The sequence below is a fragment of the Synechococcus sp. BS56D genome, assembly GCF_004332405.1.
Taxonomy (GTDB): Bacteria; Cyanobacteriota; Cyanobacteriia; order PCC-6307; family Cyanobiaceae; genus Synechococcus_C.
This window is the reverse complement of the sequence record NZ_PHQU01000003.1, coordinates 276,797-290,858: the sequence shown is the minus strand read 5'-3', so window position 1 is coordinate 290,858 and position 14,062 is coordinate 276,797. Positions and strand designations below refer to the sequence as shown.

Sequence of the window (14,062 nt, the reverse complement as noted above, 5' to 3'; positions counted from 1 at the left end):
ATACTGCCTCATCGTTGCTTCATGACAGGACATTCGCTGTGCACCCCTTGGCGTCTTCTTTTTGTGTGCAGAGATGCCTGTAGTCAGGTGGCAAGTAGTTTGAGCTGCTGTTGCACCTGATCTTTTATGCTTGCTTGATAGGAGATGAAATGTTCATTGAGCATCAAGAGCCAGAGATATTCCCCCAGCACCAGAGAATGCTGTGTGCTGATTTGAATCAAGCGTTTCCAGAACAGCCAGCGCGTCTTGCGTCGGAGCCCTTGGCGCCAGCAGAGAATGGTCAGCCCACGCAGTAGCACCGAGCCTTGATTCCAATTCCGGCCTTGACGCTGATCGCTGCTGATGCGTCGTCGGCCTGCATCAAGGGCGCAACAGTAGCGATACACCCGCTCGAGATAGGCGTGAGGGTCATAGAGAGCGGAGAAGGCCTCAAGAAACTCCCCAGCAATCTCCGGCATCGGCCGCTGCGTGCGGAAGTTGAGCAGGTGGGTCTGCACCCCCTGATCAAATCCATCGCTGCTCTCCAGCAGCCGTCCTTCCTTTTGCAGTCGATCCCACAGGGCGGTGTTCGGGAGCGCAATGAGGATTCCCACCATGGCGAGGGGGATCCCGGTGCGTTCAATGAACTGCACGATGCGATCTCCGGCTCCGCTTGTTTCGCCATCAAAGCCCAGGATGAATCCGGCCATCACCTCCAGGCCATGGGCGGTGATGTCAACGACAGCCTGGTCTAGGGGGTGGCGTGTGTTCTGATCTTTGTGTGTGAGTTTGAGACTGTTTTGATCGGGAGTTTCAATCCCGAGAAATACACGCTCGAAGCCTGCCATCGCCATGGCGATCATTAGCTCCTCATCTTGTGCGAGATCCAGGGAGGCTTCGGTGGTGAAGCTGAAGGGCCAGTTGTGGATGCGTTGCCAGTGCTGCAGCACTGGCAGCAGCCGCTTTACATTGCGTTTGTTGCCGATGAAATTGTCATCAACAAGGAAGATTTCGCCGCGCCATCCCAAGCGGTATAAACAGTCGAATTCAGCCAAGAGCTGCGATGGTTCCTTGGTGCGAGGCTTGCGACCGTAGAGAACAATGATGTCGCAGAATTCGCATTGATACGGGCAGCCCCTCGAGAACTGCACAGCCATCAGGCTGTAGTGCTGCTGGTCGAGTAGATCGAAACGTGGGATCGGTGATGTCTGCACATCCGGTCGTTCACCGCCCGCTTTAAATAGTCCTTGTTTCTGACCTCGTTCGAGGGCCTTCAAGAACAGCGGGATCGTGATTTCCCCTTCATCGAGGATCAGATAATCCGCCTCTCTTAACTCCGCTGCATCCGGCGTCGACGTGGCAAAGGGGCCACCCACGGCCACCGGTAGCTGGTGTTCCTTGGCGCTGCGAACGAGCTGCGCCAGGTGATGGCGTTGCACGAGCATGGCGGAGGCGATCACCAGATCCGCCCAGGCCCAGTCCTGGAGGCTCACTGGTCGGATGTTGGTGTCCACCAGTCGCAACTCCCAGCGCTCTGGCAGTAGTGCCGCCACGGTGATCAGACCTAGAGGTGGCAGAAGCACCTTCCTCCCCAGTAACTCCAGCGCTCCATGCAGGCTCCAGAAAGTGATCGGGAACTGCGGATAGAGCAACAACACGCGCATGAATCCCTTGGTTTCTCAGGGAAGGCTGGTCTCTGCATGGGCCGATGGATGGGGGCGCTACTGCTTCGCGTCGCAACCGCGTCGTCGTCGCGTCTGCCTGCGATTCAGCCCCTTTGATGACGACGACGCACTGAACGATTGGAGTAGGAGCAATCCGAGCAGAAACCAGCCCACGTTGGCTGCAGCGGGGTCATGGTTGGATGTCGAGAAGACTGGCTGTCATGACGATTGTTTGACCGTGATGATCCAATCAACGCCTCCTGCGGCTGGGCTTCAGCCTTCCTGAAAAGAAGGGGTGTCCTTTAGGTGCTGCGGCCGTAGAGACCGGTCAGGCTGGCTTCCGCGAGCACATGGGGCTGCATGGCTGTCCGCAGGGCCGACACCGTGCTGCCTGCTGGCAAGGGCAGATGGGAATCGAGGGCAGCGATCTGAAAGACATAACGGTGCAGCTCCCCATTGGGCGGGAACGGACCTTGATAACCAATGCGCTGATAGCGGTTGATTCCCCAGCAGCTGCCATGGCGTGCTCCATTGGACAGTTGCAGCGATTGGGGCTGAGCGGCCGTCAGCGAGCGTTGATCGGCAGGAATGTTGAAGAGAACCCAGTGCACCCAAGGCCCAGCAGGGACATCCGGGTCATCAACGATCAAGGAGAAACTACTCGTCCCCGTGGGAGCGCCTGCCCAGCGCAGGGGGGGAGAGAGATTGAGACTGTCGGCAGCGTGGATGGCGGGGATGAGATCGCCATTGTGAAAGGCCGGTGAATCGAGATGAAACTTACCGTTGCTGCTTGCCATGCGCTGTCGGGTCAATGCACAAGCACTCTGCAAACGGGGTGGCTCGCTTCTAAGCCTTGCAGCAGATCCGCAGACGCCTCACTCCATTGCTGCCTCTCGTGTGGTGCAGGCCAGTTCGCTCACAGGATTGACCGATACGGTTCGGCGGTCGTCATCACCATTCCATGATTGAGCTGATCGAGGATCTGCCCTCAGCAACCGTGGGCTTTCGTTGCAGCGGACAGGTGAGTGAAAGCGAGATGCAAGCGGTCGTTGTGCCCACGATCGAATCGAATCTGTTGGAGAACGATCGGGTGCGAGCGTTGATCGTGTTTGATTCAGATTTCCAGCGCTTCAGTGCGGCTGCGGCCTTTGATGACGCGACTCTCGGCTTGCGGCATTGGGATGGCTTTGAGCGTCTCGCTGTTGTTACGGATCTTCCCTTGCTGCGTCATGCCATGCACGCCATGGGCCTCATCCTCCCCTGTCCGGTGCGTGTATTCCCCCTCCATGCTCTTGAGGAGGCACGTCGCTGGTTGAGTGAATCGCTTGGAACGATTCATCTCGAGCGTGCCGGTGATGTGATTACGGTTACTTTGATTGGCTCACTCGACCGGGGCTCATACCTTCGGATCGAGGATGATCTCTCTCGCCTCTTCAGTGCTGGTGAACGACCGCGTGTGCTGGTGGATCTGCGGCAGTTTGATGGTTGGCTGGCCTTGAGTGGTCTGCGCGATCACCTACGGCTGATTCATTCTTACCGGCAGCAACCAAGCCGACTTGCCGTGGTCACTGCTGAGGCTTGGCAGCAACTGGTGCAGCGTCTCGTCGCTGGGTTCGCCGAACCCAAGGTGCATCTTTTCACGGGGGGACGAATGCTTGAGGCTCAGGAATGGATCTGTCGTGACTGATTCCATGCTGTGCTGCTACTGCAGATCGGTGACGGCGTTCTCCAGACCTCGTGTGTACCCATAACTTGAAAAGGTCTACTGCATCCTCTTTGAGGTGACGTCATGAGCTTGATCAAGTGGGAACCGCTTAATGACATCGAAGCGATCATGGACAAAGCCCTTGCCATGCCGTCGTTTCCCTATACGGCCACCATGCCATGGAATGAATGGGGGCCACGCGTGGACATTTATGAGGCCAATGGAAACTATCAATTCAAGGTTGATCTTCCCGGACTGCGTCGTGATGATGTGTCGGTCATGGTCTCCGGAGACCGCCTCACACTTCAGGGTGAGAGGAAGAAAGAGAAGGAGGAGAAACACCCCCGCTTTCATCGGGTAGAGCGTCAGTACGGCAGCTTTAGTCGTAGCTTTACGCTGCCGGATGATGCCGACCTCCAAGCAGTCAAGGCCCATTGTGTGAATGGTGAACTCACGATCACGATTCCAAGAAAGGCGGGGGCCATCGAGACCGACGCGGTCAGGATTCCCATTGAATAGTCGCCATGAATTGAGGGGGGATTCAGCGTTGCTGGTGGTCTGCTGCGAAAGCGATGCAAGGGCTGAATGAATGCTTTCAAACATGGTTTTCTTATGAAGCTCTTCAGTCCTCTGCATGACACTTCCAGTTCTTCTTCAGCAGGTGTCTTCGCTTGCAGATGTTCGCTTTGATGGTGCAAGATCCCATGACATCCATGTGCATGATCAGGCTTTTTTATCGGATCTGATTCAGCGTGGTGGGCTTGCACTTGGGGAACGCTATGTATCCGGTGATTGGGATTGTGATGATCTGCCCGAGCTGATTTCCAGGTTGTTGCGTGCTCGACGGCAATTGGAAGCTAGTCCGTTGATGGGGGTACGTGAGGCCTGGATCCGTTTTCAGGAATGGTTATTGAACCCCCAGGCGATTCATCGCGCCTTTCGCGTTGGCCAGATTCACTACGATATCGATCCCCGTGTTTACACGGCAATGCTCGATCGTCGCAGGATTTATAGTTGTGCAATCTGGCAAGAGGGTGACAATCTCGATCAGGCCCAGGAGCGCAAGCTTGATCTGATCTGCCGCAAGTTGCAGCTTCAACCGGGACAGCGCTTGTTAGATGTGGGCTGTGGATGGGGTGGATTATTGGCGTTTGCCTGCGAGCATTACGGCGTCATCGGAACTGGAATCACCATTTCATCGCGGCAGTATTGCCATGTCCGTGATCATTATTCCGATCTTCCGATTGAGGTGATTCTCGCTGATTACCGAGCTCTTCCGTCGCTCGGCCTTGATCGCTTCGACCGGATTGTATCGGTTGGAATGTTTGAGCATGTGGGGCCATCTAACCACAGTAATTTTCATCGAGTTCTTAAGCAGATGCTCGACCCAGAAGGCTTGCTTATGCTTCAGACCATCGGACACTTTGTTTTTTCTAATCAAGCGGACCCCTGGATTGACCGTTATATTTTCCCTGGGGGACGACTCCCTTCCCCTTCGCAGCTTGCCAGGGGTCTTGAAGGTATGTTTGATCTTCAAAGTTGGGAGAACTATGGTCCGCATTATGAGCAAACACTGTTGGCTTGGTGGATGAATTTTGAGGAACAATGGCCGCACCTTAGAGGATGGCTGAGTGAGGATTTCTTCAGGATGTGGCGATACTATCTGCTGGCATGTGCTGGTTTTTTTCGCTCCCGTCATGGTCAGCTCTGGCAGCTTGTTCTGCGTCCAACGGTCTAAGTTGTCACGTGCGGCCACAAAAAAGCCCCGACAGATGGAGTCGGGGCTTTTGCCTGTTTAGAAATAACGGGGTTTGTTGCCGGGTGGATGTTTGCCGGCGAGGGTTTGTTGGTGGCCATTGCCCTGGCCATAGCTCATGTTGGCCTGGCCATTGCGTAACGGATCGCGTAGCGCTTCTTCGAGTAGAAATGCGCAGAGGTTTGAAACGGATCGTCCCTCTTCTTCTGAACGGGTGAGCAGGGCATCATGAACGTTGTGGCTGAGCGTGATCGAGATCCTCTTTGGTTGTCTTTGCAGCACGCGAATACGGTTGTTCATGGAACGTTGAAGCTGTTTGCTCGACAACTGAATCTTATTTGCAATTGTGGTTTTAAGTCGCTGCGACGATGCAGCGTTTCGGCTGCTGATCTGATCTTCAGTTTGGTGTGACGTTGATCTGCTGATGTTTAGCTGCGTTTCTGTTGATGGGTGAGTTGCTTGTGGTTGTTTTACCTATGACTGTGTGGGGCGCGCGCCTCTTCTTTGTTCCTTTTTGGATCGTTCTCAATGACTTTTGAACTGATTTCTGATCTCCACGCTGAGACCCTCCAGGGTGGTGAACGTGGTGGCAATGGTCGCGATCGTCGCTGGGGTGGTGCTTCTCGGTCCACCCGTCAGGCTGCATTTGCTGTCAACTATGGCAAGAACTACAGTTCTGACCGCGCTGTTGCACGTAACCGTTCTTCGGCTATGTCCGGTGGTAACTCCCAGGGCAACATTGGCCTGATTCTTCTCGGTCAGGACGCCTGATTTCTGGTTCAACTGGGCGGCCTCGTGCCGCCCTTTTATTCTTTTAAACATGGAAACTCTCACTGATTGCCAGGCCGAAGTGATTGGTGGTGGCGGCTCGTTGATTACCATCTCGCCGCGCATCACAACCAATATTTCGCCTCGTACGACGACTACCATCTCGCCCAGGATCGCTACCACCGTTGCTCCTGCTATTGATCTAGACAACACTGTTGCTCTCAATAATCAGGCGAATTTTGCCAACTCGATCGCATTTGCTGCATTGGGTTCATCGGCGACTTCGTTTAACGGACTCATGCGTAATCGTGCCTCGATTCGTAGTTTTTCCTGAACCTTGCTCAGCTGTGGATTTTTCCGCAGCTGGGTTTTCTATTTTGCTGATGATCTGAATCGTGCGGAGCCCAAAACTCTTGCTTCGGTGGTTTGTCAATCACTGGAACAACTATCCCTGTGTTCGTCAATTCGATGAGGAGGACTGCGGTGCCGCCTGCCTGGCGACGGTGGCCAAAGCCCATGGGATCACGCTTTCTCAGGGATTGATTCGCGATGCCGTTGGTACGACCAGTAACGGCACAACGTTGCTTGGGCTACGACGGGGTGCGGAGCAGCTTGGTTTCACGGCCCGTGCCGCTAGGGCCCCTGAACGATTTCTTGATGCACTACAGGAGGTGCCTCTCCCTTTGATTTGTCATTGGGATGGTCAGCACTGGGTTGTCCTCCATCGCCTTGTGGATGACGAAGTCTTGATCGCCGACCCTGCTGTTGGCCTGCGCCGTCTAAGTCGCGAGCGTTTCCTTCAGCATTGGAATGATGGCGTGGTGTTGCTTCTGGAGCCCGATCCTGCACGCCGACCGGACACTTCTGAGGCTCCGAGCCATGCCCTTGCCGTCCTGCTGCGCTACGTCGTTCCCTTTCGGCGCTTGTTGTTTCAGGCCCTTCTGCTCAATGTCGTGGTGGGCTTGATGTCTCTGGGGTTGCCACTGCTGATGCAATTGCTCACCGATGACGTCTTGGTTCGGGGTGATCAGCGCATGCTCGTGAGTCTTTGCCTTGGCTTGATGCTGCTCTTCGGTTTTCGTTCCTTGATCGGGCAACTCCAGGGGCACTTGGTGGGCTATTTCGGCCAGAAGCTGCAGCTCCAGATGGTGATGCATTACGGCCGTCAGTTGTTGCTGCTTCCGCTCCGCTATTTCGAAACGCACCGTAGCGGTGAGGCGGTGAGCCGAATCGGAGATATCGAGCACGTGAACAGTCTGATCGGTTCCGTTGTGCTGGGGCTACCCAGTCAGTTCTGTATCGCATTGATTTCGCTCCTGTTCATGTGGGCCTATTCCCCGCAACTGACCCTGGCGGCTTTGGTCGGCTATTCAGTGGTGATTGCCTGCAGTCTGGTTTTTCTTCCTGCTTTGAAGGCCGCTTCCCAGGAACTGCTTGTTCGCTCTGCTGATAACCAAGGCTTTTTGGTGGAACTGTTTCGTGGTGCGAGTGTGCTGAAAACCAGTGATGCCTTCGCTCAGGCCTGGCAGGAATACCAGAGCAATTTTGGACGCATGTCTCACCTCGCCTGGCGTGAATTGCGTTTACAACTGACTGAATCCACGCTGACCGGTGCTTTAGGCAGCGTGATCACTGTGGCGTTGCTCTGGTATGGCAGTTCCTTCGTGATTGCGCGGGAGCTCTCGATTGGTCAGTTGCTGGCGTTCAATGGCTTCGGTGCCAATGTGCTCGGGCTTCTGGCTTCCCTCAGTGGCATCACTCAGGAGTTATTACTCGCCGATGTGGTGATCCGGCGCATGAGTGATGTGCTTGAGCGTAAAGCTGAGGCTTTTGGCAGTGGCTCCGGTTGTGATGTTGCCATTCCGGCTGATGCATCCATTCGTTGTGAAGCCATCACCTACAACCACCCTGGTCGTCGCCCGCTCTTGCAGGATCTTTCCCTGATGATTCCCGGTGGCTTGACCTCGGCCCTCGTGGGCGAATCCGGGTGTGGCAAGAGCACCCTTAGCAAGATTCTTGCTGGGATCTATCCCCCAGATCATGGAACCCTTCATTACGGGCCTTTCAACAGTCAGGATCTTTCGCTGGATTGTCTTCGTGCCCAGGTTGTATTGGTTCCCCAGGAGTCGATCATCTTCAATCGTTCAATTTTCGACAATTTCACCTTTGCCCATCCTGGGGTCAGTTTTGAGCGAGTGGTGGAGGCCTGTCAGCTGTCCCTTGCTGATGATTTCATTCGCCAGTTGCCCGATGGTTATCGCACTGTGCTTGGCGAGTTCGGTGCCAATCTCTCCGGCGGTCAGCGTCAGCGCTTGGCGATTGCCCGGGCTCTGATTAGCAATCCGCCTGTGTTGATCCTCGATGAAGCCACCTCCGCCCTCGACCCTGTGCTCGAGAGCCGTTTGATGGAGACGTTGCTGGAGCAGCGCAAGGGGCGCACCACCGTGCTCATTAGTCATCGCCCTTCGGTGATCATTCGGGCCGACTGGATCATCTATCTGGAGCAGGGAAAGGTGCTGGCGCAGAACACACCTCGACTGCTGCGTGATCACGCCCCTGTGTCTCCCTTCCTGCAGGTGGCTTGATGACAACCCCGCTCCATCACGTGCCCCATCAGCTGCCCCCTGCTGCAGCCGATGAGTTTTTGCCACCTCCAGGTGCTTGGGCTCACCAGTTGGGTGTGCGAACAGCCGCCGCTGGAGCGGCGCTGCTGTTGCTGGCTTGCGTCTGGCCCTTTGATGAGTCGGTCAGAGCTCCTGGCAGTGTGCGGCCGCGGGGCGAAAACTCTCCCGTGCAGGCCCTTGGTGGTGGTCGCCTTCAGCGGGTGCTCGTGTCCCCCAATCAACAGGTGCGGGCCGGTCAACTGCTCGCCCAGTTGGATCTCGAGGCGATTAACTCTCAACAGCGCCAACTGCAGCGTGAGCGCGCGCAGCTACAGGAGCAGCTTCACCAGGCTGCTCAACAGTTCACCGATCTGCAGGCCCAATCCCGATCCATCCATCGGTTGATGACAACTCAGATCGCGACGGCCCGCGGTGGGGTCGCCCAGGCGCTTGCTGGTTCCCGTTTCCAGGATCGGGAGCTTCAGCGACTCCGCGGCTTGGCCGCGGAGGGGGCCATCCCCCAGCTGCTTCTTGAGGAGAAGGAGGCCGGCGTCGCAGTCGCTAAAAGCCAACTCGATCAAGCACGCCTTGGGGTCGGTGAGCAGCGGGCCCGACTGCAGGCCGAGCAGGCGCGTTTGCGCCAGTCCCTCAGTGCCACGATCAGTGCCCGTGCTGAGTTGGAGCGTCAACTGGCGGCTGTGGATGGTCGGCTCCGAGAGACCGCCCTGGCTCGACAGCAGTCCCGCCTTCTAGCGCCAGTGGATGGCACGGTTGTGGAGACCAAGCTGCGTTACCCGGGCCAGGTGCTCCAACCCGGGGAGGTGGTGGCCACCCTGGCTCCAAAGGGCCAGCCCCTGGCCATCAAGGTTCAGCTTCCCTCTCGTGATGTGGCGCCGCTCAAGTCTGGCCAGCGGGCTTATTTGCGCGTGGGCAGTTGCCCACACACGGATTTTGGGGTGCTGGACGGGCGCATCCAGGCCATCGCCGCTGATGCCGTTGACGGTCGCTATGCCGTCACGATCAGCCCTGTCGCGGATCATTTGGTGCGCGGGCAGCGTCGCTGTGTTCTGCGCCCCGGCATGGAGCTTGATGCCGATCTCGTGATTCGGAGGGGCACGGTGATGGGGCTGTTGTTGCGCAAGCTGCGGCTGCTGGCCTCCACCTGATCCGCAGCATTCCCGGGCCGCCTCTCCTGCTGTCTTCCTGCCAGACCTAGGTCAGATCCAGACCCCTCAATGGTTTGTCGTCATGGATCATCAAGCTCCCGTTTGGGTCGATCGCCATCAGGCCGGTCTGGCGCTTGCCGAATGCCTGCAGGACTGTGCTGGAGCCCGTGCTGATACCTGTTTGGTAGCCCTTCCCCGTGGTGGTGTCGCCGTGGCGGCTGCAATGGCGCAGCGCTTAGATCTGCCACTGCTCACCTGGTCGGTGCGCAAAATTGTCGAGCCCTCCAGGCCAGAACTTGCCCTTGGTGCTGTGGCTGGAGAGGGCGTGGTGCTCTGGCGCCATGAGCCCGGTGATCCAGCCTGGTCCATGCTTCCCCAGGCCCAGGATTGGCTACTCAACGCCCAGGAGGAGCTGGAGCGTCGCCATTGTTTGTTCGATGGCCCCGACCTCGGTCGCCTGTTCAATCACCATCTGATCGTGGTTGATGACGGGATTGCCACCGGCATGACGGTGCTGGCGGCGCTTCAGTCCTTGCGCCTGGCCCGGCCATCCCTGCTCACCCTGGCCGTTCCGGTGATGGATCGCTCCTTAGAGGAGACCATGCGTCTGCATGTCGACCGTCTGGAGGTCTTGCGTCTGGTGGATCACCTGTCTGCAGTCGGCCTCTGGTATGAGCGCTTTGAACAGCTCAGCGATCGTGACGTTCTCAACCTTCTACGAAGTCAAGGTGCGCCAGGCGACCGGACTGCTCCCTTAGGCAGTGCTTCGCCTGGTTGAGCACCAGGCGCTGACCGGACGGGAGCTTGCGGCCCGCTCGGTTGATGTAGAGGCAGAGCATGGCCATGGCACTGCCATACACACTGCGCTTCCGCGCGCGACTTTGTTGGGCCGAGCGCAGTAGCGAGGCGGCGATCCGCTCCGGCTGCTTCCAGGTAAAGAGGCCTGGTTCGAGATCTAGCACTGGTGGGCGGCGGTTCACCTCCGCGGCCCAGTCGTGTCTTGTGTCGTGTTGCACGCTTGTTTCAGAGCAGCGGGGCGGATTGCATGCGGTGTCGCCTCACCCCTTCTTCCAGGTCGCAGGGCTTGTAGTCACCGCACATCTGGTTGCGACTGGTGTAGGGCCAGATCGCCATCGGAATCTGCAGGTCATCGATGCTGTTGTCGTGATTGAGAAAGGCCTGAAGGTCGGGAGGTGAGCCCGTCAGCGCAATCGTCTCCAGGTGGAAGTGTCTGGGGGCGTGACGGGTGCATGGGGCGATGGCGCCGAGGCTGGTTCGCTCCAGCCCGTGGGCCTGGTCCCAGAAGCTGCAGGTCTGGCAGTGCGGGTGGGTCATGGCGGGATGCATTCACTCGCTCAGCCAAGCCAAAGCTTCTGCAGATTCCAGCCAGTTCTACGGATCTGCCCAGCCTTTGCCGCGCTGCCATGCAGGCCACTGCGCCCTGCTCAACGGTGCCAGTGAAGCTGCAGCATGCTGCCGGGAGGGACGTTGTCGCCGCTAAGGCAACCGCCGTAGGCATCCTGAAGCCGCTGAGCCAGACCCCGGGTGATGTGGTGGCCGCTGAAGGCAATCACGGTGGCTCCGCTGAGGTCATTGCTCTCGATCCACATCAGGCGCTCGAGAGGGTGTTCCGAGCGATAGCGCTGCTCGTTGTGCAGCAGCAGCTGCATCACCTCGTCATGGTGTTCGGCGAGGAACGGGCCGCTGAGCTTGAGTTCCCCGGCCGGTAGGCGTTCGGCAATGCGTCGGCAGGCTGGACAGGTCAGGGCGGCTGCACGCTCCAAGGCCTGATGCCAGCTCCAGCGTCCCTGGTGGACGGTGGCCCCGCAGTGGGGGCAGCAGCTGTGTTCTTTGGGTTTGCGGGTCTCCACAAAGGGGTCCAGCCGCCCTCGTTGCCCCATGCCTGACTGGCGGATGCGATGGCCTGGGCTGCTGGTGTGCACATCAGGGCCGCTGGAAGGCTCTCTCATGGCTGGCTTGGTTCACTCGCCTGATCCTGTGTTGCTGGCCTGGTTGGAATCCCCGCCTGCTGGTGATCTGAGGCATCACCGCTCCGGTGTCGCGAAAGTGCATGGACGTCTCGCTCCCGCAATCAGAACCTGTTGCAGTCCCTGCTGGTGGCTCTGATGGCCGATGCATTCACGGATTACCTGCGCCAGATCGCCGGCTCCCCCTTGCTGACGACTGCGGAGGAGATTCATCTGGGCACATTGATCCAGTCCTGGCGCCGTGACGCTGCCCCTGATGCTCGACGCATTCGCAGTGGGCAGCGGGCTCTCTCCCGGGTGGTCACAGCCAACCTGCGGCTTGTGGTGGCGGTGGTGAAGCGTTCCCATTCCCGACTTCAACAGTTGGGCATCGATCCGATGGATGCCGTTCAGGCGGGCAATCTTGGGCTGATCCGCGCTGCTCAGAAATTTGACCCCGCCCGTGGCTATCGCTTTTCCACCTATGCCTTCTGGTGGGTGAAGGAGGCGTTGAATCGCTTTCTCCATGAGCAGCACAGCTCCATTCATATTCCCGCCAACGTGCTTCAGCTCGCCTTCAAGGTGAATACGTTGCTCTCCGGCCCCGATCGCTCTGGCTCAATCGAGGCGATCGCAGCGGAATTAGAGGAAAAGCCGGAACGGCTCCGCTTCGTGTTGCGTGCACTCCAACTCTCGCGCCTCGCTTCGCTGGATCAACGGCTCGATGCCACTGAGCCCAGTAGTTCGCTGCTTGAGACGGTCTGGGATGGCCGGCTTCAGGAGCCGGATGATGACTATGGGTGGCTGTACCAGGTGATTGGGCGTTTGAGTGCCCGGGAGCAGCAGATCCTGGCGCTGCGTTATGGGGATGGCGACATGGTCAGCCTTAGTCAGGTTGCTGATGGGATGGGCCTGAGTCGCTATCAGGTGCAGCGCCTGGAGCGGCTCGCCCTGCGCAAGCTCAGGACCCACTTGCAGCCGATGCTTGATCCTCAGACTCCCACGGATCGGGAGGAAGGCCCCAGATCTCACGGCAGCCATCGGCCAGGATCGGAAAGGCTCGGGCAATCCGTTGCTTCGCGAGCTGCAGTTCCTGCACTGCAGGCCTCAGGCTGAGGCAATGGCGCAGCACCCCCGCTTCGGTGGCGACCGTCACCTGGCGGGTTTGGTGGCGGATCGCCTCCACGCAGCTGGAGACCTGGGGACCAAAGGGAATCGAGACACCGAAGGCCCCCTGGGGCATCCAGTCCTTGTCGCGCACGTTGTCGTCAAAGACGGCGTAGTACTGATTGTCGTAGGGGTAGATGCCCAGCTGCAGATACACGCTCGATGATTCGCAGCTGATCCCTCCTTTGCCCACGGTCATCACCCCCAGCTTGCCGATGGCTGGGTTGATGTTTTGCTGAATGAGATCACCACCCGTGCTGAAGCTGCTCGATTGGTTGGTTTGATTGTTGTTCGGGGTGGCGATCGCCTGGTTGTTGTTGCTTTGCTCGGCGTCCATGGCGCTCTGTTGGGCGAGGACCCGGCCAGGCTGGATTCCCAGCCCTCCCAGCAGCCCTGCGATTAAGGCACCTGCCGCGATGAGACCCTTTGGTTGGCTCCATCCGCTGTTGTCTCGACTCCACTGCATCAGTCGAATGCGAAGAGGTCACCGCGGCCCGTGCGCTCCGAGCTGAACACGCTGCTACCGGTGAAGCGCTCCAGCGAATGCAAGTGCTGCCGGCCCGATTCCTCCATGGTGTAAGCGCCGTTTTGGCCGCCCCGTTCCATTCGAATGTCGAGGCTGCCGTTGAGGTTGAGTTGCAGGCCATCGTTCAGGCTCTCCAGCGATGAGCTTGATCCGATATCGGAGGACTGCAGGCTGATCGTGTCACCAGAGAGGCTTTGGCGCCCAGCCGCTGTGCTGTCGATGGCCTGTAGACCCTGATCACTGATCAGGCTCTGCAGGCCGATGCCGGGAAGTTTCAGCTTCAGGTCATGGTCAACGCTGCTGCTGCTGGAGGCGGTTGCCGAGCTGCTCCAGTTCATCAGCTCCGACTGGCTGAGGCCAGCCGCCGAAAGTCCCTGGCTCAGTTCATTGCTTCCGCTGCTTTCGATCAACTGTTGTCCCTGTCGGCTCAACTGGAAGCCATCCCCCGCGATGGTCATTCCCAGATGCTCCACTTGGCTGCTGCCGCTGAGGCTGTTGCTGTAGCTGCGCTCACTGCGAATCTCCTCCATGCCGGAGGTGATGCTGCGGTTGCTGCTGGAGTGATCCTTGGTCTGATAGGTGCCGGTGCGAAATCCGCCGGCGTCTGCGGCCAGAGGCAGGCTCAGGCCCAAGCTCAAGCTGAGCGTCAAGGTGCTGATCACTGATCGGAACATGCGGTCAACCTGCGGCATGGGTCAGGCGGAACCTAGGGATCCGTTCGGCTTGATTCAGGGGGTGTGCAGGCTTGCGGCAGATCCGAC

General features: G+C 58.2%; 16 protein-coding genes. 9 read left to right on the top strand and 7 right to left on the bottom strand.

The genetic code is table 11. The annotated features are described in order from the left end of the window. Positions 1–83: 83 nt before the first annotated feature. Entirely contained in the window at positions 84–1,643 is a 1,560-nt protein-coding gene (locus CWE17_RS06345; RefSeq protein WP_131455504.1) for a B12-binding domain-containing radical SAM protein, read from the bottom strand. Positions 1,644–1,945: 302 nt separating this feature from the next. Next, positions 1,946–2,440 carry a YbhB/YbcL family Raf kinase inhibitor-like protein gene (locus CWE17_RS06340; protein WP_131455503.1) on the bottom strand — a complete coding sequence of 165 codons (495 nt, stop codon included), beginning with the start codon at positions 2,438–2,440 and terminating at the stop codon, positions 1,946–1,948. A 164-nt stretch (positions 2,441–2,604) separates the two neighbouring features. Here CWE17_RS06340 and CWE17_RS06335 point away from each other — a divergent pair, with 164 nt between their 5' ends. The 3 genes from CWE17_RS06335 (at position 2,605) to cfa (ending at position 5,086) form a co-directional block, all read left to right on the top strand. Then, on the top strand, positions 2,605–3,330 hold the full coding sequence (locus tag CWE17_RS06335) for an STAS/SEC14 domain-containing protein (RefSeq protein WP_131455502.1): 726 nt from the start codon (positions 2,605–2,607) through the stop codon (positions 3,328–3,330). A gap of 102 nt (positions 3,331–3,432) precedes the next feature. Continuing rightward, a complete protein-coding gene (locus CWE17_RS06330; protein ID WP_131455501.1) occupies positions 3,433–3,867 on the top strand; it encodes an Hsp20/alpha crystallin family protein in 435 nt (144 codons plus the stop codon). 115 nt (positions 3,868–3,982) lie between these two features. After that, a complete protein-coding gene (gene cfa, locus CWE17_RS06325) occupies positions 3,983–5,086 on the top strand; it encodes a cyclopropane fatty acyl phospholipid synthase (RefSeq protein WP_131455500.1) in 1,104 nt (367 codons plus the stop codon). Between the two features lie 57 nt (positions 5,087–5,143). Here the strand turns inward: cfa and CWE17_RS06320 are convergent, their stop codons facing one another. Further along, positions 5,144–5,404: a hypothetical protein gene (locus CWE17_RS06320; RefSeq protein WP_131455499.1), complete on the bottom strand. Its 261-nt coding sequence runs from the start codon at positions 5,402–5,404 to the stop codon at positions 5,144–5,146. Positions 5,405–5,632: 228 nt separating this feature from the next. Between CWE17_RS06320 and CWE17_RS06315 the strand changes: the two genes are divergently transcribed. The 5 genes from CWE17_RS06315 to CWE17_RS06295 all read left to right on the top strand — a co-directional run bounded on the left by CWE17_RS06315 (position 5,633) and on the right by CWE17_RS06295 (position 10,419). Next, on the top strand, positions 5,633–5,875 hold the full coding sequence (locus CWE17_RS06315) for a hypothetical protein (RefSeq protein ID WP_131455498.1): 243 nt from the start codon (positions 5,633–5,635) through the stop codon (positions 5,873–5,875). A 49-nt stretch (positions 5,876–5,924) separates the two neighbouring features. Further along, positions 5,925–6,206, top strand: coding sequence for a hypothetical protein (locus CWE17_RS06310; protein WP_131455497.1), 282 nt, complete (start codon positions 5,925–5,927; stop codon positions 6,204–6,206). A 79-nt stretch (positions 6,207–6,285) separates the two neighbouring features. Further along, positions 6,286–8,457 carry a peptidase domain-containing ABC transporter gene (locus tag CWE17_RS06305; protein WP_131455610.1) on the top strand — a complete coding sequence of 724 codons (2,172 nt, stop codon included), beginning with the start codon at positions 6,286–6,288 and terminating at the stop codon, positions 8,455–8,457. After that, positions 8,457–9,641, top strand: a complete 1,185-nt coding sequence (locus CWE17_RS06300; RefSeq protein WP_131455496.1) for an HlyD family secretion protein — start codon at positions 8,457–8,459, stop codon at positions 9,639–9,641. Before CWE17_RS06305 ends, CWE17_RS06300 begins: the two co-directional genes overlap by 1 nt. A gap of 82 nt (positions 9,642–9,723) precedes the next feature. Then, on the top strand, positions 9,724–10,419 hold the full coding sequence (locus CWE17_RS06295; RefSeq protein WP_131455495.1) for a phosphoribosyltransferase: 696 nt from the start codon (positions 9,724–9,726) through the stop codon (positions 10,417–10,419). On the opposite strand, the gene CWE17_RS12495 is transcribed toward CWE17_RS06295, so the two are convergent. The 3 genes from CWE17_RS12495 to CWE17_RS06280 form a co-directional block, all read right to left on the bottom strand. After that, positions 10,349–10,603: a DUF3175 domain-containing protein gene (locus tag CWE17_RS12495; RefSeq protein WP_370318283.1), complete on the bottom strand. Its 255-nt coding sequence runs from the start codon at positions 10,601–10,603 to the stop codon at positions 10,349–10,351. The two genes, CWE17_RS06295 and CWE17_RS12495, sit on opposite strands and share 71 nt — an antisense overlap. Before the next feature lie 61 nt (positions 10,604–10,664). Then, complete coding sequence (locus CWE17_RS06285) at positions 10,665–10,976, bottom strand: hypothetical protein (protein ID WP_131455494.1); 312 nt, start codon at positions 10,974–10,976, stop codon at positions 10,665–10,667. A 110-nt stretch (positions 10,977–11,086) separates the two neighbouring features. Continuing rightward, positions 11,087–11,611 carry a BCAM0308 family protein gene (locus CWE17_RS06280; RefSeq protein ID WP_131455493.1) on the bottom strand — a complete coding sequence of 175 codons (525 nt, stop codon included), beginning with the start codon at positions 11,609–11,611 and terminating at the stop codon, positions 11,087–11,089. Positions 11,612–11,743: 132 nt separating this feature from the next. On the opposite strand from CWE17_RS06280, the gene CWE17_RS06275 reads away from it, so the two are divergent. Next, positions 11,744–12,724 (top strand): RNA polymerase sigma factor RpoD/SigA, encoded by a 981-nt coding sequence (locus CWE17_RS06275; RefSeq protein WP_131455492.1) that lies wholly within the window; start codon positions 11,744–11,746, stop codon positions 12,722–12,724. A gap of 516 nt (positions 12,725–13,240) precedes the next feature. On the opposite strand, the gene CWE17_RS06270 is transcribed toward CWE17_RS06275, so the two are convergent. Continuing rightward, the gene (locus CWE17_RS06270; RefSeq protein WP_131455491.1) at positions 13,241–13,993 is read right to left on the bottom strand and encodes a hypothetical protein; all 753 of its coding nucleotides are present in this window, start codon (positions 13,991–13,993) and stop codon (positions 13,241–13,243) included. Positions 13,994–14,062: the final 69 nt, after the last annotated feature.

Bases quoted from the DNA above. Each gene is read 5' to 3' on its own strand.
- CWE17_RS06345 (WP_131455504.1), bottom strand. From the start codon at position 1,643: ATGCGCGTGTTGTTGCTCTATCCGCAGTTCCCGATCACTTTCTGGAGC.
- CWE17_RS06340 (WP_131455503.1), bottom strand. From the start codon at position 2,440: ATGGCAAGCAGCAACGGTAAGTTTCATCTCGATTCACCGGCCTTTCAC.
- CWE17_RS06335 (WP_131455502.1), top strand. From the start codon at position 2,605: ATGATTGAGCTGATCGAGGATCTGCCCTCAGCAACCGTGGGCTTTCGT.
- CWE17_RS06330 (WP_131455501.1), top strand. From the start codon at position 3,433: ATGAGCTTGATCAAGTGGGAACCGCTTAATGACATCGAAGCGATCATG.
- cfa (WP_131455500.1), top strand. From the start codon at position 3,983: ATGACACTTCCAGTTCTTCTTCAGCAGGTGTCTTCGCTTGCAGATGTT.
- CWE17_RS06320 (WP_131455499.1), bottom strand. From the start codon at position 5,404: ATGAACAACCGTATTCGCGTGCTGCAAAGACAACCAAAGAGGATCTCG.
- CWE17_RS06315 (WP_131455498.1), top strand. From the start codon at position 5,633: ATGACTTTTGAACTGATTTCTGATCTCCACGCTGAGACCCTCCAGGGT.
- CWE17_RS06310 (WP_131455497.1), top strand. From the start codon at position 5,925: ATGGAAACTCTCACTGATTGCCAGGCCGAAGTGATTGGTGGTGGCGGC.
- CWE17_RS06300 (WP_131455496.1), top strand. From the start codon at position 8,457: ATGACAACCCCGCTCCATCACGTGCCCCATCAGCTGCCCCCTGCTGCA.
- CWE17_RS06295 (WP_131455495.1), top strand. From the start codon at position 9,724: ATGGATCATCAAGCTCCCGTTTGGGTCGATCGCCATCAGGCCGGTCTG.
- CWE17_RS06285 (WP_131455494.1), bottom strand. From the start codon at position 10,976: ATGACCCACCCGCACTGCCAGACCTGCAGCTTCTGGGACCAGGCCCAC.
- CWE17_RS06280 (WP_131455493.1), bottom strand. From the start codon at position 11,611: ATGAGAGAGCCTTCCAGCGGCCCTGATGTGCACACCAGCAGCCCAGGC.
- CWE17_RS06270 (WP_131455491.1), bottom strand. From the start codon at position 13,993: ATGCCGCAGGTTGACCGCATGTTCCGATCAGTGATCAGCACCTTGACG.